At 35.4% G+C, this 24,546-nt stretch carries 26 protein-coding genes and 1 riboswitch; of the genes, 16 read left to right on the top strand and 10 right to left on the bottom strand.

The features are described from left to right. Positions 1-87 precede the first annotated feature (87 nt). Positions 88-1,002: a TIGR01777 family oxidoreductase gene (locus LNP19_RS00455; RefSeq protein WP_230062859.1), complete on the top strand. Its 915-nt coding sequence runs from the start codon at positions 88-90 to the stop codon at positions 1,000-1,002. Positions 1,003-1,005: 3 nt separating this feature from the next. Here LNP19_RS00455 and LNP19_RS00450 read toward each other — a convergent pair whose 3' ends face one another. The 3 genes from LNP19_RS00450 to LNP19_RS00440 all read right to left on the bottom strand — a co-directional run bounded on the left by LNP19_RS00450 (position 1,006) and on the right by LNP19_RS00440 (position 3,601). Continuing rightward, on the bottom strand, positions 1,006-1,545 hold the full coding sequence (locus LNP19_RS00450; protein ID WP_230062858.1) for a YceI family protein: 540 nt from the start codon (positions 1,543-1,545) through the stop codon (positions 1,006-1,008). Positions 1,546-1,676: 131 nt separating this feature from the next. Next, positions 1,677-2,225, bottom strand: coding sequence for an acyl-CoA thioesterase (locus LNP19_RS00445; protein ID WP_230062857.1), 549 nt, complete (start codon positions 2,223-2,225; stop codon positions 1,677-1,679). A 5-nt stretch (positions 2,226-2,230) separates the two neighbouring features. Then, complete coding sequence (locus LNP19_RS00440; protein WP_230062856.1) at positions 2,231-3,601, bottom strand: DNA recombination protein RmuC; 1,371 nt, start codon at positions 3,599-3,601, stop codon at positions 2,231-2,233. A gap of 408 nt (positions 3,602-4,009) precedes the next feature. On the opposite strand from LNP19_RS00440, the gene LNP19_RS00435 reads away from it, so the two are divergent. Beyond that, positions 4,010-4,747 (top strand): hypothetical protein, encoded by a 738-nt coding sequence (locus tag LNP19_RS00435; protein WP_230062855.1) that lies wholly within the window; start codon positions 4,010-4,012, stop codon positions 4,745-4,747. A gap of 149 nt (positions 4,748-4,896) precedes the next feature. Here the strand turns inward: LNP19_RS00435 and LNP19_RS00430 are convergent, their stop codons facing one another. Then, complete coding sequence (locus LNP19_RS00430) at positions 4,897-5,283, bottom strand: helix-turn-helix domain-containing protein (RefSeq protein ID WP_230062854.1); 387 nt, start codon at positions 5,281-5,283, stop codon at positions 4,897-4,899. A gap of 846 nt (positions 5,284-6,129) precedes the next feature. Here LNP19_RS00430 and LNP19_RS00425 point away from each other — a divergent pair. From LNP19_RS00425 to LNP19_RS00410, 4 genes are all read left to right on the top strand, one after another. Continuing rightward, a complete protein-coding gene (locus LNP19_RS00425; RefSeq protein ID WP_230062853.1) occupies positions 6,130-6,642 on the top strand; it encodes a transposase in 513 nt (170 codons plus the stop codon). 292 nt (positions 6,643-6,934) lie between these two features. Beyond that, the gene (locus LNP19_RS00420; protein WP_230062852.1) at positions 6,935-7,519 is read left to right on the top strand and encodes a pseudouridine synthase; all 585 of its coding nucleotides are present in this window, start codon (positions 6,935-6,937) and stop codon (positions 7,517-7,519) included. A 58-nt stretch (positions 7,520-7,577) separates the two neighbouring features. Then, positions 7,578-8,030 (top strand): tRNA (cytidine(34)-2'-O)-methyltransferase, encoded by a 453-nt coding sequence (locus LNP19_RS00415; RefSeq protein WP_230062851.1) that lies wholly within the window; start codon positions 7,578-7,580, stop codon positions 8,028-8,030. A gap of 111 nt (positions 8,031-8,141) precedes the next feature. After that, positions 8,142-9,749, top strand: coding sequence for a class I SAM-dependent methyltransferase (locus LNP19_RS00410; protein ID WP_230062850.1), 1,608 nt, complete (start codon positions 8,142-8,144; stop codon positions 9,747-9,749). Here the strand turns inward: LNP19_RS00410 and LNP19_RS00405 are convergent, their stop codons facing one another. The 4 genes from LNP19_RS00405 to LNP19_RS00390 form a co-directional block, all read right to left on the bottom strand. Continuing rightward, on the bottom strand, positions 9,750-10,529 hold the full coding sequence (locus tag LNP19_RS00405; RefSeq protein ID WP_230062849.1) for an ABC transporter ATP-binding protein: 780 nt from the start codon (positions 10,527-10,529) through the stop codon (positions 9,750-9,752). Positions 10,530-10,683: 154 nt separating this feature from the next. Next, positions 10,684-11,097 carry a GxxExxY protein gene (locus tag LNP19_RS00400; protein ID WP_230062848.1) on the bottom strand — a complete coding sequence of 138 codons (414 nt, stop codon included), beginning with the start codon at positions 11,095-11,097 and terminating at the stop codon, positions 10,684-10,686. Between the two features lie 19 nt (positions 11,098-11,116). Beyond that, complete coding sequence (locus LNP19_RS00395; protein WP_230062847.1) at positions 11,117-12,148, bottom strand: iron ABC transporter permease; 1,032 nt, start codon at positions 12,146-12,148, stop codon at positions 11,117-11,119. A gap of 1 nt (position 12,149) precedes the next feature. Beyond that, the gene (locus LNP19_RS00390) at positions 12,150-13,292 is read right to left on the bottom strand and encodes an ABC transporter substrate-binding protein (protein ID WP_230062846.1); all 1,143 of its coding nucleotides are present in this window, start codon (positions 13,290-13,292) and stop codon (positions 12,150-12,152) included. Between the two features lie 97 nt (positions 13,293-13,389). Here LNP19_RS00390 and LNP19_RS00385 point away from each other — a divergent pair, with 97 nt between their 5' ends. The 7 genes from LNP19_RS00385 to LNP19_RS00355 all read left to right on the top strand — a co-directional run bounded on the left by LNP19_RS00385 (position 13,390) and on the right by LNP19_RS00355 (position 20,652). Beyond that, entirely contained in the window at positions 13,390-13,764 is a 375-nt protein-coding gene (locus LNP19_RS00385; protein WP_230062845.1) for a C1orf53 family protein, read from the top strand. A gap of 5 nt (positions 13,765-13,769) precedes the next feature. Further along, on the top strand, positions 13,770-14,282 hold the full coding sequence (gene cobU, locus LNP19_RS00380) for a bifunctional adenosylcobinamide kinase/adenosylcobinamide-phosphate guanylyltransferase (protein WP_230062844.1): 513 nt from the start codon (positions 13,770-13,772) through the stop codon (positions 14,280-14,282). Positions 14,283-14,330: 48 nt separating this feature from the next. Further along, positions 14,331-16,004: a nicotinate-nucleotide--dimethylbenzimidazole phosphoribosyltransferase gene (gene cobT / locus LNP19_RS00375; RefSeq protein ID WP_230062843.1), complete on the top strand. Its 1,674-nt coding sequence runs from the start codon at positions 14,331-14,333 to the stop codon at positions 16,002-16,004. Positions 16,005-16,073: 69 nt separating this feature from the next. After that, positions 16,074-16,868, top strand: a complete 795-nt coding sequence (locus tag LNP19_RS00370; RefSeq protein WP_230062842.1) for an adenosylcobinamide-GDP ribazoletransferase — start codon at positions 16,074-16,076, stop codon at positions 16,866-16,868. Continuing rightward, complete coding sequence (gene cobC / locus LNP19_RS00365; protein WP_230062841.1) at positions 16,853-17,377, top strand: alpha-ribazole phosphatase; 525 nt, start codon at positions 16,853-16,855, stop codon at positions 17,375-17,377. The genes LNP19_RS00370 and cobC overlap by 16 nt, the downstream gene beginning before the upstream one ends. A 104-nt stretch (positions 17,378-17,481) precedes the next feature. Then, positions 17,482-17,750, top strand: a riboswitch (cobalamin riboswitch). A 31-nt stretch (positions 17,751-17,781) separates the two neighbouring features. Beyond that, positions 17,782-19,617: a TonB-dependent receptor plug domain-containing protein gene (locus LNP19_RS00360; protein ID WP_230062840.1), complete on the top strand. Its 1,836-nt coding sequence runs from the start codon at positions 17,782-17,784 to the stop codon at positions 19,615-19,617. 3 nt (positions 19,618-19,620) lie between these two features. Next, positions 19,621-20,652 (top strand): YncE family protein, encoded by a 1,032-nt coding sequence (locus LNP19_RS00355; RefSeq protein ID WP_230062839.1) that lies wholly within the window; start codon positions 19,621-19,623, stop codon positions 20,650-20,652. Between the two features lie 122 nt (positions 20,653-20,774). Here the strand turns inward: LNP19_RS00355 and LNP19_RS00350 are convergent, their stop codons facing one another. Together LNP19_RS00350 and LNP19_RS00345 are read right to left on the bottom strand one after the other, a co-directional pair. After that, entirely contained in the window at positions 20,775-21,392 is a 618-nt protein-coding gene (locus LNP19_RS00350) for an N-acetylmuramoyl-L-alanine amidase family protein (protein ID WP_230062838.1), read from the bottom strand. Between the two features lie 67 nt (positions 21,393-21,459). After that, entirely contained in the window at positions 21,460-22,899 is a 1,440-nt protein-coding gene (locus LNP19_RS00345; RefSeq protein WP_230062837.1) for a S41 family peptidase, read from the bottom strand. 125 nt (positions 22,900-23,024) lie between these two features. Between LNP19_RS00345 and LNP19_RS00340 the strand changes: the two genes are divergently transcribed. The 3 genes from LNP19_RS00340 (at position 23,025) to LNP19_RS00330 (ending at position 24,544) form a co-directional block, all read left to right on the top strand. Continuing rightward, a complete protein-coding gene (locus LNP19_RS00340; protein WP_230062836.1) occupies positions 23,025-23,534 on the top strand; it encodes an RNA polymerase sigma factor in 510 nt (169 codons plus the stop codon). Next, on the top strand, positions 23,521-23,964 hold the full coding sequence (locus LNP19_RS00335; RefSeq protein WP_230062835.1) for a hypothetical protein: 444 nt from the start codon (positions 23,521-23,523) through the stop codon (positions 23,962-23,964). Before LNP19_RS00340 ends, LNP19_RS00335 begins: the two co-directional genes overlap by 14 nt. A gap of 88 nt (positions 23,965-24,052) precedes the next feature. Then, complete coding sequence (locus tag LNP19_RS00330; RefSeq protein ID WP_394336296.1) at positions 24,053-24,544, top strand: DUF4252 domain-containing protein; 492 nt, start codon at positions 24,053-24,055, stop codon at positions 24,542-24,544. Positions 24,545-24,546: the final 2 nt, after the last annotated feature.

The following is a 24,546-nucleotide window of genomic DNA, read 5'->3' as shown; positions in this document are numbered from 1 at the left end:
ATAAATGTTTAACAAAATGATGTTAAAGTTAAACAAAAATATATTCGTATCTTTGATAGACTTTAAGAATGATAAATTAGAATAGCGATGAAGAAAAATGTATTGTTGACAGGAGGAACTGGATTTGTAGGGAAATATTTGACTCAATTGTTGATTGACCAAGGTTTTTCGGTTTCTATTCTCAGCAGAAGTAAAAGGACAAATACCGAAGATGTGTTTTATTATACTTGGGATGTTCAAAAACAAACCATTGAAAAAGAAGCCGTACTCCAAGCAGATTATGTCATTCATTTGGCTGGAGCTAATATTGCTGAAAAAAAATGGACCAAGGCCCGCAAAGAGGAAATACTATCCAGTAGGGAGCTTTCGGCCCAATTAATTCATAGTGTTTTAAAAAAATACGATAAGAAATTAGACGCTTTTGTTTCCGCATCGGCAATCGGGATTTATGGAGCGTTCAATGGTGAGGAGGTTTGTACGGAGGAGACGGAAGCTGCCAATGATTTTTTAGGACTTACTTGTCAAAAATGGGAAGCTTCTGCCGATCGTATCGGTGAGTTGGGCATACGCACGGTAAAAGTTCGTACTGGTTTGGTTTTGGGGAAAAATGATGGATTCCTGAATAAATTAACGCCAATTTTTAAGTTAAAATTGGGCTCAGCATTGGGTTCCGGAAAGCAATACATGCCTTGGATTTCCGTAAATGATTTGTGTAGGATCTATCTTGAAGCCGTTAAAAATCCTCAAATGCAAGGTGCTTATAATGCAGCCATTGATGATAATACAACCAACGCCAGTTTTTCTAAAACTTTGGCAAAAGTGTATGGATACAAGATTTGGCTGCCTCATGTACCTGCTTTTTTGATCAAAATGGTTTTGGGAGAGATGGCTTTGTTGGTTTTAACCGGCAGGAGGGTTTCTTCGGATAAAATTAAACAATTGGGATTTCACTTTCGAAATGAAAATTTAGAGGAGACAGTCCGAGTTTGTTTGGATAAATAATTCTTAATGAAAAACAGTTTTGACACTAACATTGACGTTTTTAGCTATTTTACTTCTCACGATAGTGGGAACTTGAATATTGAAATCGTCAGTGTTTAAAGTAAAATTAGAAATGAGTTCCATGCCTTCGGCAATCTTTTGGATTTGGGCAATAACATTTATTTTTTTGGATTTTCCACGGATAATTATTTCTCCTTTGATCAGGTATTCCCCTTTTTTTTCGTCTAAGTTTTTAATGTCAAATTTTTCAATAATTCCTTTAAATATGGCCTTTGGGTATTTTTTGCTATCCATATAATTTTTATTGAAATGTTCCTCCATCAAGCTTCTTTCAAAACGGAACTGGTTTATCATTGCCACAAAAACAATAGTGTTTTTTTTTGTATTCAAAACAGAATTTACCATTTCGTTTTTAGCTTCTACAGCTTCAAAAAAAGGCACAGACGCTTCAAAAACAATACTGCTGTTTTTGGCATTCAATTTTTCTTGTGCACCAATTGAATTGGCAACAAGTAACAGTAATAGAAGTAAAGTTGTTTTCATTTTGATGGCTTGTGTGCTGTTTCTTAAAGTTACGAAAAATAATCCAAAATGGTTTCGAAAGCAGCATATAAAACATAAAAAAAAGAACCTGAAAAACGGATTTTTAGGCTCTTTTTATAAAGGTTATAGGTTTAATCTAATTGGATTAGAACATTGTGTTTTTCTAAACGGATGATGGTTTCCTCAGGACAGAAATTAAAGGCCTCTTTATTGCGTTTTTTTTCCTTTTTTAAGGCAATTTGGTTCAGGCAATTTTCGAAGCGTCGTACTTCTTCTAAATTGGAAAGAATAAGACCTGGAACCATTGCATTTGCTCCATCTTTGTCTTTTGAAACCATCGTAAAATAAGAAGAATTACAATGTTTGACTAGTCCTGTTTGGATGTTTTCTGATTCTACACGAATGCCCACAATCATCGAACTTTTACCTACATAATTCACGCTGGCTTTCATGGTTACTAATTCGCCCACTTCTACAGGATTCAAGAAATCTACGGTATCCACTGAGGCAGTCACGCAATAATTTCCCGAAAATTTAGAGGCGCAGGCAAAAGCAATCTGATCCAGTAAGGAAAGAATGTATCCACCATGAATTTTACCGCTAAAATTAGCGTGAGAGGGCAACATTAATTCCGAAATACTGATATTAGAGGAAGCTACTTTTTTGTAGGTCGGTTTCATAGCGTTTAATTTAATAATTGGTTTTCGTCTTTTTCAGCTCGGTTTATAATGCTTTCGGGAAGCGATTTCTTAGCCTTAGCGCCCATTTTTTTCAATTTTTCAACGCTGGTAATCAGGTTTCCTTTTCCTTCAACCAGCTTGTTCATGGCGCCGCTATATTCGGCTTTGCTTTCGTCGATTTTCTTACCAATTTTGATTAAATCAGCAACGAAACCTTCAAATTTATCATACAAAGCACCTGCTTGTCTGGCAATTTCAAAGGCATTTTCCTGTTGCTTTTGGTTAGTCCACATGCTATCTATGGTTCGCAAAGTGGCCAAAAGGGTCGAAGGCGTAACGATTACGATGTTTTTCTCGAATGCTTTGTTGTATAAAGTCGTGTCCTCGTTGAGCGCCATGGCAAATGCCGGTTCCATTGGGATGAAAAGCAACACAAAATCCGGGCTTTCTATTTGGTACAAATCCTGATAGTTTTTGTCTCCCAGTTGTTCCACATGACGCTTGATAGAGCTCACATGTTCTTTTAAGAAGTTGTTCTTTAGATTATCATCTTCTTCATTGATGTATTTTTCGTAAGCGGTCAAAGACACTTTTGAATCGACAACCATCTTTTTGCCATCAGGCAGGTTAATTACAACATCCGGGAACACGCGCTGTCCCTCGCTATTGGTGTGGGATTGCTGTACATAATATTCACGGTCTTTTTCCAGTCCCGATTTTTCCAGCACGCGTTCTAGTACCAGTTCGCCCCAGTTTCCCTGCATTTTGCTGTCGCCTTTCAAGGCTTTGGTCAGGTTGATGGTTTCCTTGCTCATTTGGATGTTCATTTCGCGTAAGCCTAAAATCTGTTGGCGTAAAGCCGCATGATAATCGATACTTTCTTTGTGGGTATCTTCGACTTTTTTTTCGAATAATTGAATTTTATCTTGCAAAGGAGACAGGATGTTTTTCATGTTTTCCTTGTTCTGCTCGGTGAATTTATTGGACTTTTCGTCTAATATTTTATTAGCCAAGTTTTCGAATTCTTTGGTGAATTTCTCCTGTAGTTTCTCAACCTCGTCTTTTTGCTCTTTGTTGCGTTCCCAAAGATTTTCGAAATCGACTTCTTTTTTGGAAAGTTGAATCGCCAGACTGTCTTTTTCGTTTCGGATGATTTCTTTCTCAGAATTTATGGTTTCCAATTGTTTTTCGAAAGTCATTTTATCATTCGAAAATTGTTCTTTTAATTGATTGAATTGGGAATTTAAAGCAATCAGTTTCTCTTCGAGACTAATCTTTTCCGATTGAAAACGAGCTGAGAATAAGAGTTTTCCAATAAAGGCACCAAGGGCAAGTGCAATGATAAATACCAATAAAAACGGGAGAATAGTTGACATAAAAGGGTTGTTTTTTATAAAAAGTAAAAGTATAAAAAAGATAGGAGAGTTCGTTAAAATTGATAATAGACAATTTAAAAATGTGCTTTTGCACAAAATTTACTTTTAGACATGGTTCACCATTATTTCATGCTTCATAAACCCTTTGGTTATTTAAGATGGTTGTTTATAATTGGATAAGGCAGAAGAAGCTTATGCGATAGCTGCATCTGCTCAATAATGCACAGGGAGATTGTTTAGGAGTTTTATCTAAGTTGTTTATTTTTAGTGTTTTAGTCGTGTTAATTGTAGTATATTAGTACTATTATAGTGCTATAAGAGTACTATATCTATGCTTTAAATCATTTTAAAAGATTTTGCATAAGTTGGAATTATATTAGTGATTGTATAGCTAAATATTATTTACCTATGGGGAAATTAGAGGGGATTGTTCGTTTTACGGGGAGTTTTGAAGGCTTGTCGTTTTATAAGCTGAGGGGGAAAATTGTTGTTCGGAAGACTGGCGGGTTTAAAGGGGATGCCATAAAAACGCAAGCTAATTATGTACGGACACGAGAGAATGCCTCTCAATTTGGGTATTGCAGCAGGGCGGGAAAGGCATTGCGTATAGCATTGTTTCCTTTTGTTCGAAGAATACGCGAGCCATATATGCACAATTATGTGGTTTCGTTGTTGACACAAATTGTAAATTTTGACACTTTATCCCTTAGAGGGGGTAAAACTTTGACATTAGGTTTGTCCAGCGATGAGGGACGGTCTTTGTTGAATGGGTTTGATTTTAACAAGGAGTTGTCTTTTAAAAAAGTATTTCCCGTTGCTTACACTGTTTCGTTGGCAGAAGGGAAGTTTGTGGTTCCAGTTTTTAAAATGGGATCGCTTTCTTTTCCTGTGGGAGCTACTCATATCGGATTGCAATTTTTGTTGCTTCGTTTTGATTTTGATCTTCTAGACTATCAATTGCAAACGAGCGAGGTTTGTTATTTTGCGAAAGAGGATCGTGAAGCTTCGTGTGAGTTGGTTGCTCCTGCTGTTGGAGGAAATGGTTCTTTATTGGGTTTGGTGTTTGCGTCTTTTTATCAAGATATCAATGGGAAGCACTATGCTTTGGAGGGGTGTGCCTTGAGTGTGGTTGATTTGCAGGTGTAAGTGGTTTTTGGAGATTAATGGAACGAATAATATTATAAATAAAGAATCCGATATTCAAGACTACTTTCGTTTACGATATGGTTATAGGAAGAGGGGTGCAATAAAAAGTCTTTCCGAGGAAAGGCTGTATTCAAATTAAAAATATGGGGTTATTTATCTTTAAGTAATTTTTCTAAGTATTCTATTTTTTCTTTTTCAGCTTTTAAAAGGCGTTCATATAGCTCCAAAATTTTATCTAGAGGATTTATTGAACACAGATAATTATTGTTATTTGAACTACTATCCGTGAACGTATTATTTATAATATTAAACACTGTTTCCTCATTAAATTGTTTGATTCCTTCAGGTGATACATTTAAAACCTCTGATACTTTTTCTAATAAAACATCCTCAATAGTCTCACTCCCTTCAATATTAGAAACAGTTTGTTGACTTACACCAATGGCCATAGCCAAGGCTTCTTGTTTCATTCCGCGAAGTTCCCTGATGCGGCTGATGTTACGTCCTATGTGTTTTGGTTTGCTTGCTGTGTTCATAGTATAAAGATACTTGTTCTGGTTGTACATTTTTGTTGGTAAAAAGCCAATGTATCTTGGTGCAATACCAGTACTATTGGTTTTGTATGACAGGAACTGTGAGGAACTTGTGTCTACTTTAACAAAAGTAACCAATTTTCAAATATGTTTCACGAACCAAAAGCTAAAAATGATGGGAAATACTCTATTGAATCCAGAATTGGCAACTTTGCTAGATAAGATAAAAAGTTTTTTTTTGAAACCGATCTGGTATGGAATAAAAAAGTCCCACCGAAGCAGGACTAAAGATTTTCATCTACGGCATATAGCCTTATTATGATAAGATTAAAGATTAGAAATTTTAATCAGAAACAAATATAGGGAAAACTAAATTATAAACAAAGGTTATTATTGTAGAGTTTTTCTTACTATATTTATATAATTGAAACAAAAGGATTTATTATGGCAAAAATATTAGGATTAGATTTAGGAACAAACTCGATTGGATGGGCTATTGAAGGGATAAACGGTTGTGGTTTGATTAAAGATTAGAAAACACGATATTAGTAGGCTTGTTGTTTGCTGTATATCAGTTGATTAATTGAGAATGTCGTAAAGTAAAATGCTCCTTTTTTGGCTTGATAACCCAATATTGGCGCATTTTTTTGTTTCTAATGTTTGAAAGTATTGATTTTTAGGGATGTTTAAATTATTTAATTTTGATTAAAGAGACAGGTCGCGACCTGTCCGTACGGTTTGTAATCGATAAAAAATCAATTGTTTATGAAAAATAGAAAGCGAAATCGAATGGTTGGATATGATTATTCGCGGAATAATTTGTATTTCGTGACATCATGTGTTAAAAATATGGAATGTTGTTTTGGTGATGTGGTTCCGGTAGGGACAGGTCGCGACCTGTCCGTACATAACCCCGATGAAAATAATCCCGATGAAAATAATCCCGATGAAAATGAATCAGAAATGATTTTGAATGAATATGGAATTATTGCAAATAATCAATTGCAATGGTTGGAAATTCAATATCCTTATATTGAACTCCACTCTTATATAGTCATGCCGAATCATATCCATGCTATAATTGAAATCGATTCGCTAAAGCTAAACTTAATTAGTAAGAACGATACAGATCAATTGAATTCAGAGGACATAAAAATAAAATCCCTTTCCGAAATTATGGGTGCTTATAAAACAACAAGTTCCAAATTAATTCATCAGGCAGATTATGGTACGTTTGCATGGCATCGTTCTTTTCACGATCATATTATCAGAGATGAAAAGGCATATCAAAATATCGTGAATTATATAGCGAATAATCCAAATCGTTGGAACAAAGATAAATTCTATAAAAAAACAGTTTAAAACAGTTCCAGTTGCGTGGGCGCATCCACATTTTCCAGTTTTGCTTTCCCGTATTTCTGATTTTATGACTAACTGGAGATTTTTGGTGGTTATCGAAGATTTATTTTCGACCAAAAGAGTTCTTTTTATCATGATTTATTTCGTTTTGGGGTTTTTAATAAAATGATTTATAGTAATTTACTGATTAAAATTATATATTTTAATCTTTTTGTAAATATTTTCTTTAGATGACTGTGAAGTTTTTTGTAGTTGAAGGATTCTATATTTGTATTTTTGCTTCAAATTTTAAAGAATGCCCCAACGTCATTTCATCCTTCACAAACCCTACGGTTATTTGAGTCAGTTTATTTATGAATTGAAAAGAAAAAAGAAGCTGTTGGGGGAATTGTACGATTTTCCCAAAGGTACGATGGCTATAGGCCGTTTGGACGAAGATTCCGAAGGATTGCTGCTATTGACCACCGATGGAAAAATGAGCGAAATCATTCGTTCTAAAAAAGTGGACAAAGAATATTATGTGCAAGTGGACGGTATTATTACTCAGGAAGCAATAGACCAGATGAAAGCGGGAGTCGAAATAGGTTTCAATGGGACTAAATACCTCACTAAAAGCTGTGAAGCTGCTTTGATTGCTGAAATTCCTAATTTTGGCGCCAGAGGCAAAAAAATACGCGATGAACGTCACGGTCCCACTTCCTGGGCATCGATAACAGTCAATGAAGGTAAGTTTCGTCAAGTGCGAAAAATGACTGCTGCCGTAGGCTTTCCTACCTTACGATTAGTTCGGGTGCGAATTGGTAATGTACATCTGAATGATTTACAAGCTGGAGAAGTAATCGAAGTTGAAGATTTCAATGTCAAAAATAAAGAAATTTAGTCAAGGGTGTCCATCAAAAATCAGCAATCGTTAATCAACAATCATAAATCTTTTTTACATGTTAAACATTGTTTTAGTAGAACCCGAAATACCAAATAATACCGGAAATATTGGCCGATTGTGTGTGGGAACCGAAAGTAGATTACACCTGATTCATCCTTTTGGTTTTGTGATTAATGACAAAAATCTCAAACGTTCCGGGCTCGATTATTGGGTACATCTGGATGTGACTGAATATCAAAATGTAGCGGAATGGACCGCTCAAATTCCTGATAAGTCCAGGGTTTTTCTGATGAGTTCCCATGCGGAGAAATCCTATTTAGACACCGAATTTCAAGATGGAGACTGGTTGGTTTTTGGAAAAGAAAGCAAAGGATTGGGTGAAGAAGTTTTGGCTCAATTTGAGAATCATCTAAAAATTCCAATGTCTAATTTGATTCGAAGTTTTAATATTGCCAATTCCGTAGCTTTTGTTATTGGTGAAGCCAAAAGGCAAATCATGTTGCAGTAAAAAGATGAAATTTAGAATTATAAAAGATTTCTGTTAGATTGAAATTTTATATATTTGAGTAGGCTGTTTGCCATTGCGGTTGACTGCAACTCATTTTAAAATTTCTTTTTTATGATTGATAAGGCTCTTCTCCGAAGTACTATTTTCAGACATTTGGATGGTTTGGTCACTGCGCCTATGGGTTATGCCTTGCATAAAAAAGGAGTTCTGGCTTTTATATTGGATAGGAAAGAGACGACGCTTAACGAACTTAGCAAGCAGTTTAAAGCCAATGAGGGTTATTTAAATGTGGCTTTGCGTGCGTTGTGTTCTCAGGGTTTTCTGAGTTATCAAATCAATAATGTCACCGAGGAAATTAAATTTGGCTTGACCGAAAAAAGCGAAATGGCTTTTTCACTATTTCCTTTGTATCAAGATGTTGTAGACTTATTGCAATTTTCGATGCAATTTCATCCTCGATTATTTGAAGAGGCACCTTTTGAAAAACTGAGTGTCATTTTCGAAAAGTATAAAAAGAATTACGGTATTGTATTTTCGGAGGATCCTTTGGTCAATGAAATACAGCATCAAGTTTTAAAACATATTGAAGGCTCTTTGGTTGGTCCTACGCTGGTACGTCTTGGTATGAGCGGGATGTTTCACAAATATTTCATGGAAATTTCCTTTCGTCCGGAGGAATTTCACAAATCCCCAGACAATTTCAAGAAAATCCTTGACTTCTTGGTTCATCTGAACTGGTTTAGGGAGAAAAAAGGAAATTATCAATTTACCGAAACGGGTTTGTTTTTTGCCAAAAGAGCCTCTGCTTACGGGGTAACGGTTTCTTATTTGCCTACTTTTAGTAAAATGGACGAATTGCTATTTGGCGATCCCAATGTATTGAAAAATGTGGGGGAAGGAGAAGATGAAATTCATGTGGACCGCGAGATGAATGTGTGGGGAAGTGGCGGCGCACACGATACTTATTTTAAAGTGATAGATGAGATTATCATCAAATTATTCAATTTACCGATAGAAGAGCAGCCCAAAGGAATTTTGGATATGGGTTGTGGCAATGGTGCTTTCTTACAACATATTTTTGACGTTATTGACCGACAAACTTTGCGCGGAAAAATGCTCGATGATTATCCGTTGTTTCTTGTGGGTGTTGATTATAATCAGGCAGCCTTGAAAGTAACGCGAGCCAATTTAATAAAAGCGGATATTTGGGCCAAAGTAATTTGGGGAGATATTGGTCGTCCCGATTTATTATCGGATGATTTAAAAGAGAATTATAATATCGATTTGAAGGAATTATTAAACGTTCGGACGTTTCTGGATCATAACCGCATTTGGGAACAACCAAAGCAGATTAACAAGGATAGAATTAGCCAATCTACGGGGGCTTTTGCACACAGGGGTAAGCGAATAAGTAATAAACTAGTGGAAGATAATTTGCTGGAGCATTTCAACAAATGGTCGCCTTATGTTCATAAATTTGGATTGCTGATGATTGAATTGCATACTATCGCCCCTTCTTTAACTGCCGTAAATTTGGGTAAAACTGCCGCAACGGCTTATGATGCAACCCATGGATTTTCGGATCAATACATCGTGGAAATTGAGGTCATGCATAAAATAGCTGCAGAAGCAGGTTTGTTTTCTGATGCTGCTGTTTTTAGAAAATTCCCCGATTCTCCTATTGCTACCGTTAGTGTTAATTTACTGAAAGGACTTTGATTAAATAATCATAAATTTCCCTTTTTCAGAATCAAACGAGATGTGCTCGTCTTTGAAAATAGTGTTGAAACTCCCCTTGGAAATCAAATTACAGGGCTCGTCTTGAATCACGGTTTCCGCTGTCATTAGGATCATATCATCACTCAATTGAATTGCCATATCAATATCATGTGTCGAAAATAAAATGCATTTATTGGTTTCCTTTGTCAATTTTTTCAGCAGTTTGAACAGTGCCACTTTGTGCAATAAATCCAAATGGGTGGTGGGTTCGTCAAGAATGATTAAAGGGGTATCTTGTGCCAAAGCGCGTGCTACCAATACTTTTTGCAGTTGTCCATCACTGATTTCATAATGTTTTTTGGTAGCCAAATGACTGATTTGGGTCAGTTCCAATGCTTCCTTGATTTTGGACGAATCATGATCCGATAATGTCCCAATCCAATTGGTATACGGCTGGCGGCCCAAAGCGACCAATTCGAAAACGGTCAAATTACTGGGCGGTAGTTTTTCGGTTAAAACTATACTCAGGTTTTGAGCCAATTCTAATGGAGTATAGGAGGCTATTTTTTTATCATTCAAAAAAACAGTGCCTTCCAAGGGTTTTTGAATTCCGGTAAGCGTTCGTAATAAAGTCGATTTTCCTATTCCGTTAGCTCCAATTAAAGCAATGAGTTTTCCTTGCTGTAAATTCAAGTTGAGGTTTTGGGCAATAGGTGTCACAGCATTTTTGGTTTTGTAACCTATGCTTAAACTTGAAGTGGTCAGGATGTTTTTATTCATCTTTTTTTTTTTTAACCACATAGATTCATAGTTTTTTTATACTAAAAGAATTAGATAGATGTTTTACTTTTCATATAGGTTTATCTATTTTGAAAAATAATTTTATTTCTATAAATATCTTTATTTGTAATCAAATTCTATAAATCTATGTGGTTTAAAATTTTGGAAGTTTGCTGAAATATTCATTTATTAAAGTAAGCTGTCCTTCTTTAAAAATATTAAAACAATTAAAATTAATTAAAATTCCTTTAGGTGATTTCAATAGTTTCATATAAGTTAATAATTGTGCTTTATGGACAGGATTGATTTCTGAAACTGCTTTTAACTCTACTATCAAACAGTTTTCAATAAATAAATCACATTTGAAATCAATCTTTAGTTCTTTCTCTTTGTAAAGAACTGGAATTTTCATTTCTGTTGTGAAATTAATTTTTTTGGCATTTAATTCTTCAATCAAACAATGATGATAAATATTTTCTAGCAAGCCCCTTCCCATTATTTTATGAACTTCAATTGCAGAACCAATAACTTCATAGGTTAATTCGTCTAAATACTTTTGTGTTATCATTTCTTTTTTAATTAAAAGATTATCCCATCATTTTTCGTTTTCGAACCAATAACCAAATCACTATTGGCGCACCAAGCAACGAAGTTATGGCATTAATGGGTAAGGTGATATCCAATCCTGGCATTTGAGAAACTACATCGCAAACAAGCATGATTGCGGCACCCAGCAACAGAGTGCTCCAGAACAATATAGAATGATTGCTGGTTTGAAACAATAGTTTGGCAATATGCGGAACGGCCAAGCCAATAAAAGCAATTGGGCCTGCATAAGCCGTAATGCTTCCCGCCAAAATGCTGGTAGCCAAAATAATGATGAGTCGCGTTTTTTTGAAATTGATTCCCAAACTTCGGGCATAGTTTTCTCCAAGAAGCAAGGCATTTAAAGGTTTGATACTAAAAAGACTCAAAAGTAAACCTATTAGAACACAGCTTGTTAAAATCGAAATTGACGTCCAAGATAAATTCCCTAAGGTTCCCATGGACCAAAAGGTGAATTTTTGCAATTGTTCGGCTGTGCTAAAGTAAGTTAGCGTTCCCACAATCGCACTGGTAAAACTACCAAACATCAATCCCACAATTAGGATTGCCATAGTATCTCTCAAACGATGCGAAACCAGTAATACAGCCAGTAAAACAATAGAACTTCCCATGGTGGAGGCAAGGACGATTCCGTAGGAAGACAATAAAATAGTACTGATAAATGTGGGCATAAAAGCAGCTCCTAAAATGACAAAAGCCACACCCAAACTTGCTCCAGAACTCAGTCCTAGAACATAAGGTCCCGCAAGCGGATTCCTGAATAAGGTTTGCATCAGCAATCCACTGATAGAAAGTCCCATGCCAACCAAAACCGCTGTAATGGCTTTGGGTAGGCGGTAATTGATGATGATGTATTCCCAAGTGGATTTACTCGCCTGTCCGCCGGTTAAGCTGTTGTAAACTTCCTTGAAAGGGATGGTTATCGAGCCAAAACTTATGTTTACAAAAAACAAGACGACAAGACCTAAGCCGAGTAGGGAAAATAAAAGAATATTGCGTTGTTTGTTGGCCAATTTAGTTTAGTTTTTGTGCAAAGGTAAAAGTATAATTGGGAAGCAGTTCAGGATGGAAGATTTTGATGTAATCTTTTAAAACTAAATCCGGTCGGCTGGGAGCCAATTCATAATAAATGGTTCCGCCGGTTGCTCCTATTTTTCCTTCAAAGGTATATACTTGTTTGGTTTTAAAAGCATCAAATTGATTGTAATGCGGATTTGTCTTTGCCAATTCGGCTACCGTTTTATAAGGGCCAGTGGCAATCCAATAGTTGGCAGTTTTGGCTTTTTCCAATACTTTTTCGAATGACAATCCTAAGCTGCCTGTCCCTTCCGTATCGGACCAAAGGTAATGGGCTTTGGCATCTTTCAAGAATTGGGCAACCCAACTATTGGCTTTAGCGACATACCATTGATCTTGGTACATCGATCCGTATAATACTGTTGCAGCTGGTTTTTTGGTGGCCACTAAATCCAAGGCTTCTTTGTAATTTTTTACAATGCCGTCAAAAAGGGTTTTGGCTTCTTTTTCTTTTGCAAAAAGAGCTCCGTACAGTTTTATCCACTCTGCTTTTCCAAGGGGTGATTGCTCCATCCAATCGGCTTGAATCAATACTTTTAAACCACTTTTTTCAAGGTTGTCAATCATTGGATTATTATTGTCGATGCCAAAAGTGACTATAAGTTCAGGAGTCATTTCGATCAATTGCTCCATGTTTAATTTTTCATTTTGACCTACATTTTTGACGGTACCATTGTCGATTCGTTTTCTGGTTTTTTCGGAAGAAATATAATCAGTATGCGGAAAACCAGTCAATCGGTTTTCAACGCCAAGCATTTCCAAATAAGGAATGATTGTAGTTGAGGTGACCACAATAGATTGTAAGGGAACTTGAATTGAACTGTATTTTTGCAGGCTATCAGGGACAATACTATTTTTTTCTTTTAGAATGTAAGTAAAATCTTTTTCAGCATTGGGCCAAGGAGAAATTACCTTTACCATCGTATAACCGTCGTATTTGTATAGAGCCAGACTGCTTGCATATTCGATCTCATTTTTTGTATTTGAAATTGATTTGCTTTCTGATTTTTCGGTTTTTTTACAGCCGATAAAAGTGACCAGTACAAGGAATAACAGAATTTTATAGGAAGGAATTTTCATGGGCTTAGGTTATGTTTGAGGCAAAGGTAAAAGAAATTACAAAAAAATCTTGTTTATTTTTGAACCTATAAAATTCAACAAATACTATCTTTACGACATGAATCGTATAAAAGTAAAACAGTGTTCAAGCTGCGGTATAGATTTTGGTTGTGGCGATACCACTGAAGGAAGTAAATGTTGGTGCAATGATTTTCCGCCGTTATTTGTTCCCACGACAGCTATTGACTGTCTTTGTCCTGTTTGTTTTAAAAAATCCTGTTCGCAGAAAATTGACGAATATGTAAATACATTGACTCCGGAAACTGCGCTTCATAATAAAGCGACTTTGTTGCCCAAATCGACTCATTTAATCGAAGGAATCGATTACTATTTAGAGAATGGGAATTATGTATTTAAAGCATTTTTTCATTTGAAAAGAGGGAATTGTTGTAAAAATGACTGTAGACATTGCCCTTTTGATTTTAAAAAATAATTATAATGATATATCTAATTACGGGCGGGGAACGCTCGGGTAAAAGCAGTTATGCCGAAAATTTAGCAAAAGAATTATCGGCTAAGCCCATGTATGTTGCAACAGCCAGAAAATGGGATGGTGATTTTCAGGAAAGAATCGATCGTCATCAAAAAGACCGTGACGAACGCTGGACAAACATCGAAAAAGAAAAACACTTAAGTGAAATCGATTTTTCCGGCAAGGTAGCCATCGTTGATTGCGTTACGCTTTGGTTGACTAACTTTTTTATAGATACTAAAAATGATGTTGCTTTGTGTTTAGAACAAGCCAAAGCAGAATTTGACAAAGTAGCAAATCAAGAAAACGCCACTATTATTATTGTGACCAATGAAATAGGCATGGGCGTTCATGCTCAAACTCACATTGGGCGAAAATTCACCGAGTTGCAAGGATGGATGAACCAATATATAGCACAAAGAGCAGAGAAAGTGGTATTAATGGTTTCAGGAATTCCTGTTACCATAAAAGGACAGTAATGAGTTTTAATGTCTAGATTCTGAATATTTCCGAAAAAAAATAAACCAATGCAAACATTAGACGAAATTTTAAAATCCCGTCGCGATACCCGTCATTTTACCAATGATGAAGTTCCTGATGCTGTTATTCAAAAAGCCTTGCAAGCAGGGCATTGGGCACCTTCCGTTGGGTTGACGGATGCCACTAAATATTATCTGATTAAGTCGGACGAAATAAAGAAAGCCGTTAAAAAATTGTTTTTGGACTATGATACTAAAGCAGCAAATCAAACGGATAATGAGCAACAAAAAGCGGATTATACAGCTTTAAAGTTGGAAGCTATTGAAGAAGCTCCGCTTGGTTTGGTAATTTGTTATGATCGTTCGGTTTTGAATAATTTTACTATTGGGACTGTTGGGAGTAATGAAGCGATTAAATTTAGTTCGGTTTGTGCCGCTCAAAACATCTGGTTGTCTTTGACAGAGCAGGGGTATTCTATGGGATGGATTTCTATTTTGAATTATTATCAGTTTAAACAATTATTAGGTTTGCCAGAATATATTGAACCTTTGGGATACTTTTGCGTAGGCAAACCCGCAACAAATTATGATAATCAACCGATGTTGCAACAACTGAATTGGAAACAAAAATCAGAATCTCCTTTTGTTGAGGAAATTGCAATTTTGCATCAAGAAGTTGAAATAAAAAAGGATAAGGAGCTAATTAGTGATTCGTCGATTTCTTTATCCGCAGATTTGCAATACAAAATAGATCATAAAACGAAGCCTATCGGTGCGCTTGGTGTTTTGGAAAAATTAGCCAAACAAATTGGTGAAGTATTTCAAACATTGGAACCAAAAATTAGCCAAGCTCATATTGTTGTTTTTGCAGCAGATCATGGAATCGCTCAACATGGCGTGAGTGCTTATCCGCAGGATGTAACCCGAGAAATGGTTAGTAATTTCCTCGAAGGTGGTGCTGCGATAAATGTGTTTTGTAAGCAAAACAGCATCAATCTTTCTATTGTAGATGCTGGAGTAAATTATGATTTTCCGCCAAATGCTAAGCTAATTTCGGCTAAAATTGATAAAGGTACACAGTCGTTTATTGAAGGTCCGGCGATGAGTAAAATGCAAATGGAGCTTTGTTTTATAAAAGGTGGTGAAATCGTTAAAGCGATTGCCAAAAGCGGGAGCAATTGCATTGGTTTTGGCGAAATGGGAATTGGAAATACGTCTACAGCTTCAGTTTTGATGAGTGTTTTGTGCGGTTTTCCAATCGAAGATTGCATCGGAAGAGGAACCGGAGTAGATGACCAAAAGTTAATTCAAAAACAAATAATACTCAAAAAAGCTATAGATAATTATAGCGGTTCAGCAGATTTAGAAAGTCAGTTGGCTTATTTTGGGGGTTTTGAAATCCTACAAATGGCTGGTGGAATGTTGGAGGCTTATGAAAACAAGATGCTTATTTTAGTTGATGGATTTATTTGTAGTGTGGCTTTTTTGGTTGCCAGTAAAAAGAATCCGTTAATTATTAAAAATACCGTTTTTAGTCATCAGTCAGCCGAGCAGGCCCATAAAAAACTGTTGGATTATCTGGAAGCTTCGGCCATTCTTCAATTGGATTTGCGCTTGGGTGAAGGAACGGGTTGTGCAATTGCTTTTCCTATCATTGAGTCGGCTGTCACCTTCTTGAATGAAATGGCAAGTTTTGAATCTGCTGGGGTGAGCAAGAAGTGATCAGTTGGTAGGTGTCAGTTCAAACGCTTAACAAATAACCCCTAATTTATTAGGTATTTTAAAAAAAAAATGAAAAAAGAAATCCATATATTTTTTACGGCTTTAATGTTTTATACCCGTATTCCATGTCCCAAAAATATTGATCACAATCCCGATTATTTGAATAAAGCGAGTCGGTATTTCCCTGTTATCGGTTGGATTGTGGGTAGCGTAGCTTTTGCTACTTTTTATTTGTTTACTTATTTAGTAGGTCCAGAGATAGCGGTTCTTTTTTCCATGATTGCCTCTGTTTTGGTTACCGGTGCTTTTCATGAAGATGGTTTTGCCGATGTTTGTGATGGTTTTGGAGGCGGTTGGACCAAGGAAAAAATTCTTTTAATCATGAAAGATAGTGCTATTGGTGCTTATGGAGCCATTGGTGTTGTACTGCTTTTGTTACTGAAATATCAATCACTTTCTCAAATTGTTTCTTCAGAAATCCTGAATTTTAATTCGGCAATCTTAATTTTTATATTGTTTGTTTCCGCCCATGCTGTGAGCCGATTGGCTGCGATTTCAATCGTTTTTACCCATGAGTATTCACGTGAAGATGCAACAAGTAAAAGCAAACCTATTGCGCAAAATTATAGTTGGCGAGAAGTGGTTGGTGCCTTGTTTTTTGGATTGTTACCTCTGATGGTATTGGCTTATTTTCAATGGCAATTCCTATTGGTTTTAGTTCCTATTTTCTTGACTCGATTTTTCCTAGCCCGTTATTTCCAGAAATGGATTGACGGTTATACCGGGGATTGTTTGGGTGCCACCCAACAGCTTTGTGAAGTTGTATTTTATCTATCAGTAATTGCCTTATGGAAGTTTATTTAGTACGTCATACCGAAACGGTTTGTGAAAAAGGAATTTGTTATGGACAATCGGATGTTTCGATTTTAGAACCCTATTTAGACTTATTCGAGTCCATTAAAAAGCAAATTCCTCCAGCTGCGATTGTGTATTCCAGTCCGTTATTTCGCTGTACGGAGCTGGCTCATTATCTTTCTTCGTCATCCATAATTACCGATTCTCGTTTGATGGAAATGAATTTTGGCGATTGGGAAATGAAGAAATGGGACGCTATTCCTCCGGATGATTTTGCTCCTTGGATGAATGATTTTGTCAATGTAGCTGTTCCTAATGGCGAATCGTTTGTTGATTTGTACCATCGGGTTGATGATTTTTTAGAAAATGAACTTCAAAACCCACACAATATGCCAATAGTTATCGTTGCTCATGCTGGCGTCATTAGAAGTATTCTATGCAAAATTACGGATCTTCCATTAAAAGATGCTTTTCAGAATCAAGTCAATTTTGGTGCTGTGATAAAAATCGAATTGTAATTTTATTTGTTATTAGTAGTTTTAAATGGTTGATAATAGGTGTTTTATTTAATTTTTTACTTCAAAATCAGTTTAGTTTTGTTTTTCTGCTAATTTTAACTCTATCTTTGCAGCCGAATTGAGGTTGTGTTTTGTTTTTTGCAAATCACATTAAAAGGGAATCAAGTGATTGAAGAATGAAGATTAACGATTTTAGATTTCAGAATTATTCTGTAATCAAAAATTTGCGATCAAAAATCAAAAATCTTGAGCTGTTCCCGCAACTGTAAGCTATCAAGCTTGTTGTTATCTACAAAACCACTGGCACATTTTGTGTTGGGAAGGTAAACAACAAGACGCAAGCCAGGAGACCTGCCTTTTTTCTTAACTAATATCGAACTTTCGGGAGAAAAAGTTCAGAAATTATGACAGCTAAAAAACTACTTTTACTTTCGATCGTGTTATCGTGCCAATTTGTTTTGGCTCAAAATAAAGTTGCAATTCCTTTGAACGAGGTAGTTGTATCAGATAATCAACTTAAAAATTTTTCGAGCTCACAATCGGTTCAAAAATTAAATGATTCCATAATCAGTAAAAATCAATCTTCATTAACCTCTCTTTTAAATTATACTACTGCTATTTATTTTAAAGAAAATGGCTTGGGAATGGTTTCTTCCCCATCGTTTAGAGGGACAACTTCGCAGCAAACAGTGGTGGTTTGGAATGGAATTAATATCAACTCGCAGTTATTGGGTCAAACTGATTTTAATACGGTTTCTACCAGAGGATACAATTCGATTGATGTGAAAGCAGGGGGAGGAAGTGTCGTTTACGGCAGCGGAGCTATAGGCGGAACGATTCATTTGAACAATGATTTAAAATTCACAAACACTTTCAAAAATAACTTTGAAATCTATTACGGAGATTTTAATACGCTGAGCGCCATTTATGGACTCACTGCTGCAACAAATAAGTGGAGTGCAAACGCTAGTTTTTCTAGAAATAGTTCGGATAATGATTTTAAATTCATAGGAAAAGAAGCTAGGAATACTAATGGGCAATATTATAATAACAGTTTTAGTACGGCGCTTGGATACAAAATAAATGCCCAAAATAGTATTAAATTTTATAGTCAAATTTATGATGGCGAACGTCATTTTTCTTTGACCTCTCTTTATGCTACCAAGACAAAATATGAAGATTATAATACCAGAAATTTACTGACATGGACTAGTTATATCGGAAGATCGGTTTCTAACTTTAAACTGGCCTACATTACAGAACATTATAAGTATTTTGAAGACGTAGAAAGTCAAGGATTCACTTCTGGAGGTGTTAAAAGTCTTATTGCAAAATATGATTTTGCTTATCAATTGTCCCCTAAGATGAACTGGAATGCTATTTTGGATTATACTAAAAACAAGGGAGTTGGTTCGGGGATTGGAGCTAATAGCAGAGAAATTGGCGGTTTAAGTATGTTATTCCAACAAAGTCTTAGTCAAGATTGGAATTATGAAATTAGTGCCCGAAAAGAAGTTTCGGATGTCTATAAAAGCCCGGTTGTTTTTTCGGTAGGTTCTACTTATGATTTTTCAGAAATTTATAGGTTGAAATTTAATTTTTCTCGAAATTATAGAATCCCCACTTTTAATGATTTGTATTGGGAAGCTAGCGGAAATCCTGATTTGAAACCAGAAAACTCCTATCAGGTGGAAGTAGGGAATCAGTTTCAGTACAATGATTTTCGATTAACGGCTACTGTTTATGCTTCTAAAATTGATGATATGATTCGTTGGTTGCCAAATAATTCGGGCAACTGGTCTCCTGTCAATACAGACAAGGTCTCTATTTATGGTGCAGAGGCTTTGCTGGGATGGAACAAGAGATGGAACGCTCATTTTTTGGATTTTAATGGGACTTATGCCTACACCGTTTCTTTGGACGAAAAAAATAACAAACAGCTTTTCTATGTTCCTTATCATAAAATAACAGCCTCCAGTTCTTATTCTTACAAGAAATGGAATGCCTATTATCAGTTTATGTTTACTGGTGAAGTTTTTACGACTTCAGATAACAATCCAAAATATATTTTAAGTGATTATAATGTTTCAAATTTTGGAATCGATTATAATTTTAGCAAAAAAGACGTTTGTAAGATCGGTTTTAAAATAGCCAATCTTTGGAATGAAAAATATGAAGCTTTACCCAGTCGTCTAATGCCTGGGCGGAATTTAACTCTTTATTTAAACCTTAATTATTAAACAATGAAATTGAAACATGTTTTTTTAGGAATTTTTGCAAGTGCCTTATTACTTGCTTCTTGTAGCAATGACGATACAGTTGAAAAAGACGTTCCCTTAGGAGCTTATGATAATGGTGTCCTTATTTTGAATGAAGGGAATTTTGGTACGCCAAATGCTTCGGTATCTTATATCTCTAATGATTTAACTGTTTTCATGGAAGACGTTTTTGGAACTGAAAATACAGCGGAAGAATTAGGAGATATAGCCCAATCATTGAGCTTTTCTGAGGACAAAGCATTTATTGTTTTGAATGCCTCTAATATAATAAAGGTAGTAGATAGATATACTTTTAAAAGTTTAGCTACGATAACCGAAAACCTTAAAAACCCTCGTTATAGCGTTGTTTTGGAAGGTAAATTATATGTTACTAATTCAATTTCTAAAGCAGTTACAATCTATGATGCTAAAACATACGCTTACTTAGGAAGTATTGCAATTAATAAGACTTCTGAGAAAATAGTTAGTGCCAATGGTAAATTGTATATTATGAACGGAGCCTATGGAAGTGGAAATACAGTAACGGTAGTTAATCCGCAAAGTAATAATGCCATGAGCGTAATTACTGTGGAGAATGGAATCAATTCAATTGAAGAGAAAAACGGATCTGTATATGTTTTGTGTGGTAATACTGTAAAAAGTAAACTGTTTAAGATTGATACTAAAACAGATACGGCAACTTCAATAGAATCTACTACGTTGACTAAAGCTTTGAACATGGATATTGATGGGGATAAAATATATTATACCAAAGGAACTGGTGTATATGCTATGGCTTTGAATGCAACAACTTTCAGTGAAACGCCCTTGTTTTCAGTTACTGACAATAGCTGGTCTACTTTTTATGGTTTTGGTGTGATTGATGGTAAAGTGTATTCAGGTGATGCAAATGGATTTACAGGAGCGGGTATTGTTAAGGTTTTAAGCACAACGGGAACCGAATTGAAAACAGTAGCAGTTGGTATGGGGCCAAATGGTTTTTATTCTAATAACTAGTTTTTAACTGAGTTGTTTTAAAGTAAAGAACTTATCTTAGCTGGTATTGCAAAAAGCCCCAATTTCTTTTGAAACTGGGGCTTACTCTTTTTATTGAAAAAACATTTTCTTGTTTGTAGTAATTATTTCAATTCCGAAATGCATTCTATTATTTTTTTTGCTATTTGATTTTGCTCCATAGAATTAACAAGAACTTTTTTGTCGTTTTCATTGCTCAAATAGCCCAATTCCATTATTATGGCAGGAACTTCTGATTTTTTTAAAATATAAAAATTCGCATTTTTAATCTCTGCTACTTTAAAATTCGCACTTAGAAATTTGGATTGAAATTTTTCGGCAATTAAGTTTGATTTTTCATAAGAATTGGATTCTTTAGAAACATAAAATTCAATCCCTGACTTGTTTGTGTTGGAGCTGGAATTAACGTGCAATGATAAAACTAAATCGGGTTTAATCGTATTTATAAATGTAGTCCGGTCATCAAGTGGGATAAATTTATCTGTCGATCTGGTGAAATGAATGACAATGTTTTTGTTTTTATTGAAAGCCTGAATTTTTGTAATGAGCTGTTCTACAATTTTTTTTTCGGTAGTTCCGTCAATAGATACTCCGTTGTCACTTCCACCGTGACCAGCGTCAATGACCACGTTGATTTGTTTTAGAACGGTCGCTTTTGGAGCCACAAAGGAAAAAGAAACTAGCGTTGCGAACACTAAAAGTAAAAGACTTGTATTTTTCATTTTTAAGGTATTAGTTTATTGATAGCTAGTTTATAACGTTGTATTTCGTCTTTTTGTTGTATTTCAATTATTTTAAAGATTTCAAAAGCCCTTCGGGAGCTTCTTCAATATACATTTGGTTTTGTCCGTTTAAAGATTTTGAATCTTTAAAGTAGTTGAAATCTTTTCCAATTTGCTTTGCCATTTTCGCTGTTCCGGTTATTTTTCCTATTGCGGTGCTCAATAATGGCTCTGTAGACTCGCCCAAAACTCCATAAGTTGTTATCGTTTCTTTTTGTTCAACATCAGGTGTAAGCCCATTAAAGTAATCGCCAAAACCAATGGAGTTTACTATTTTTAATACAATTGGTTGCATGGCGTATCTATGATTCGGATTTCTGTTTTGTTTGCCAAAAGTTGGGGAATCGTATAATGTCACTGAGCCTACATTTTTACCGGTGGTTACATCTCCAATTTGAATTACATCAATATGAGGTTTTAAGCCATTGATTACTAATTCACTTGCAGATGCCGTACTTTTAGTGGTCAGGATGTAAACTTTGGTCATGTTCAGACTGTTTATTGGCGTAGATTCTATTTTGTCTGTAAAGTAATTATTTAAATAATCGGGATTTTCAGCTTCAAAATAGGCTTGAATTTTAGGATTCCATTGTTCTTTTGCAAAAACTTTCCCTTTAAATTGCCCTGTTATCATACTGGCTAATCGAGTAGCAGTTTCAACTGAACCACCGCCATTATATCTTAAATCGAGCACTAAATCCGTAATTCCTTCTGATTGGAAAAACGCAAAAGCTTCATTTAATTGGGTGTCATAGTTGGCATAAAAACCATTATACATCAAATAGCCAATTTTATGGGAGCCGGAATTAATTACTTTTTTTATTAAAATTGGATTTTCGGATAAAACAGTTTTTGTTAATGCAACTGAATTTCCATTGGAAACTATTGTGGTTCCATTATAGGTCGCTAAGTTTAAGGTGTAGCTTTCTGCTGACAATAAAGATTGATAGTTATTAACGGTAAGTTGGGTGCCATTTACAGCAGTAAACATGTCACCGCGTTTTATGGCCTTGTTTGCAGCATCTGAATTGGGTATGATATAGCGTACATAACCAAAAATTTCGGTGTTACTACCTGGTTTATAGCTTAAACCAAAATCTACTCCGTCATTTTTTGTAGTTCCCTGAAGTGATCCTTCAAGTTCTAAATAATCGTCTACGATCCAACTAAATCTATCAATTGATTTGTCGACTCTTAGAGCGTCAAATAATTTTTCAGGCTCTGGGTATCCTTCCAAAAAGGCATTTAATTTGGCTTGGTTTTCAAATCGATCATCTGCTAAATTTGGAACGTCATTCTGCCATAGATAATATTGGTTTAAGCCTTTCCAAATGAAATTTTGAACCTCTAGGTTTTTTGGTGCAGCAATATCATCGTTATCTTGGCAACTCTGAAAGCTAAAAGCAGCCAAGAAAAGTAATAAGATCAATTTGTAGGTGGTCTTCATAGGTATAGTTTTCATATAGATAATTAACGTAAAAATAGTAACTTTAGTTTTATTTCCTATTTCTTTGTAACAAATAATAATGTGATTCGTCTTGATTGTATAACCGACTGATTAAAACCAATGCAATGAACCAAAATGAGTTTGTCCAGTTAATTCATCCTTTTAAGGACAAAGTTTTTCGGTTAGCCAAGCGTTTGTTGGTGAGTACCGAGGAGGCAGAGGATGCCACTCAGGAAGTTCTAGTGAAATTGTGGAATAAAAACGGAGGTTTAAGTGATTATAATAATGTGGAGGCTTTTGCAATGACAATGACTAAAAATTATTGTTTGGATCAGCTGAAATCAAAAAGAGCTGGAAATTTAAAAATTGTCCATACTAATTTTACAGATAGAGAAGCCGGATTACAACAAAAAATTGAAGATCGTGACAGCTTGGATTGGGTCGAAAAAATTATTGATCAATTGCCGGAACAACAGCGCATCATCATCCAAATGCGCGACATTGAGCAATATGAATTTGAAGAAATGGCAAAGATTTTGAATATGAATGAAACTGCCATTCGAGTGGCGCTTTCGAGAGGGAGAAAAACGATAAGAGAATCGATGTTAAAAACACACAGTTATGGAATCCAGTAGAATAGAAATACTATTAGAAAAATATTTTCAGGGAGAAAGTAGTATTGCCGAAGAAAATGAATTGAGAAAATATTTTTCTTCCTCAGATGTTGCGCAGCATTTACTACAATATCAGCCTTTATTTGCTTATTTTTCCCAAGAAAAAGAACAAAAGTTTACTCCCGAATTTCCATCTCAATCTAGAAAAAAATATTGGGGCTGGTTGTCGGTTGCGGCTTCAGCGGTTGTTTTGCTGGGTATAGGAACCTATGTATACCATGATGTGACAGCGGCTAAGCAGGAGTTAGGGACTTATGACGATCCTCAAGTTGCTTTTAGACAAACACAGAAAGCCTTGGCTTTATTGTCAAATCATGTAAATACCGGCATAGAAAGTGTGCAATATGTACAAGAATATCAGAATTCAAAAGAGTTAGTTTTTAAACAATAATAAATAAAGTAAAATGAAATCAACAATTCAAAAAAAACGTAATCTAAGTTTAGGCAAAAAGGTTCTAATCTCCTTTATTATAATATTAATGGCTGCGCCTATTTTTGCACAAAGTAGTTTTGATAAATTCGACGGACAGGATGATGTCACCTCGATTATTGTCAACAGAAAAATGTTTGACCTGATGAGCAAGGTGAAAGTTGATGTTTCGGATAAGGAAGCGCAACAATATTTTAATTTGATCAAAAAACTGGACAATTTGAAAGTGTTTACCACCAGCAGTACAAGGGTAACAAATGAAATGAAATCTACCGCCGATAAATACATAAAAACAGCTGGACTAGAGGAATTAATGCGCATCAATGACAGCGGTAAAAATATTAAAATAATGGTCAAGTCCGGCGCCGGTGATAGCCAGATAAAAGAACTTTTGATGTTCATTGAAGGCAGTGGTAAAGCCAATGAAACTGTTTTGATGTCTTTGACGGGTAATTTTGATTTGAACGAAATTTCAGTACTTACAGATAAGATGAGGATTCCTGGTGGGAATGAGCTAAAAAAAGCGGCTAAAAACAAGTAAAT

The sequence above is a fragment of the Flavobacterium acetivorans genome, assembly GCF_020911885.1.
GTDB lineage: Bacteria > Bacteroidota > Bacteroidia > Flavobacteriales > Flavobacteriaceae > Flavobacterium > Flavobacterium acetivorans.
Note: the sequence above shows the minus strand (reverse complement) of the source record. Positions and strands in the feature narration are given on the sequence as shown.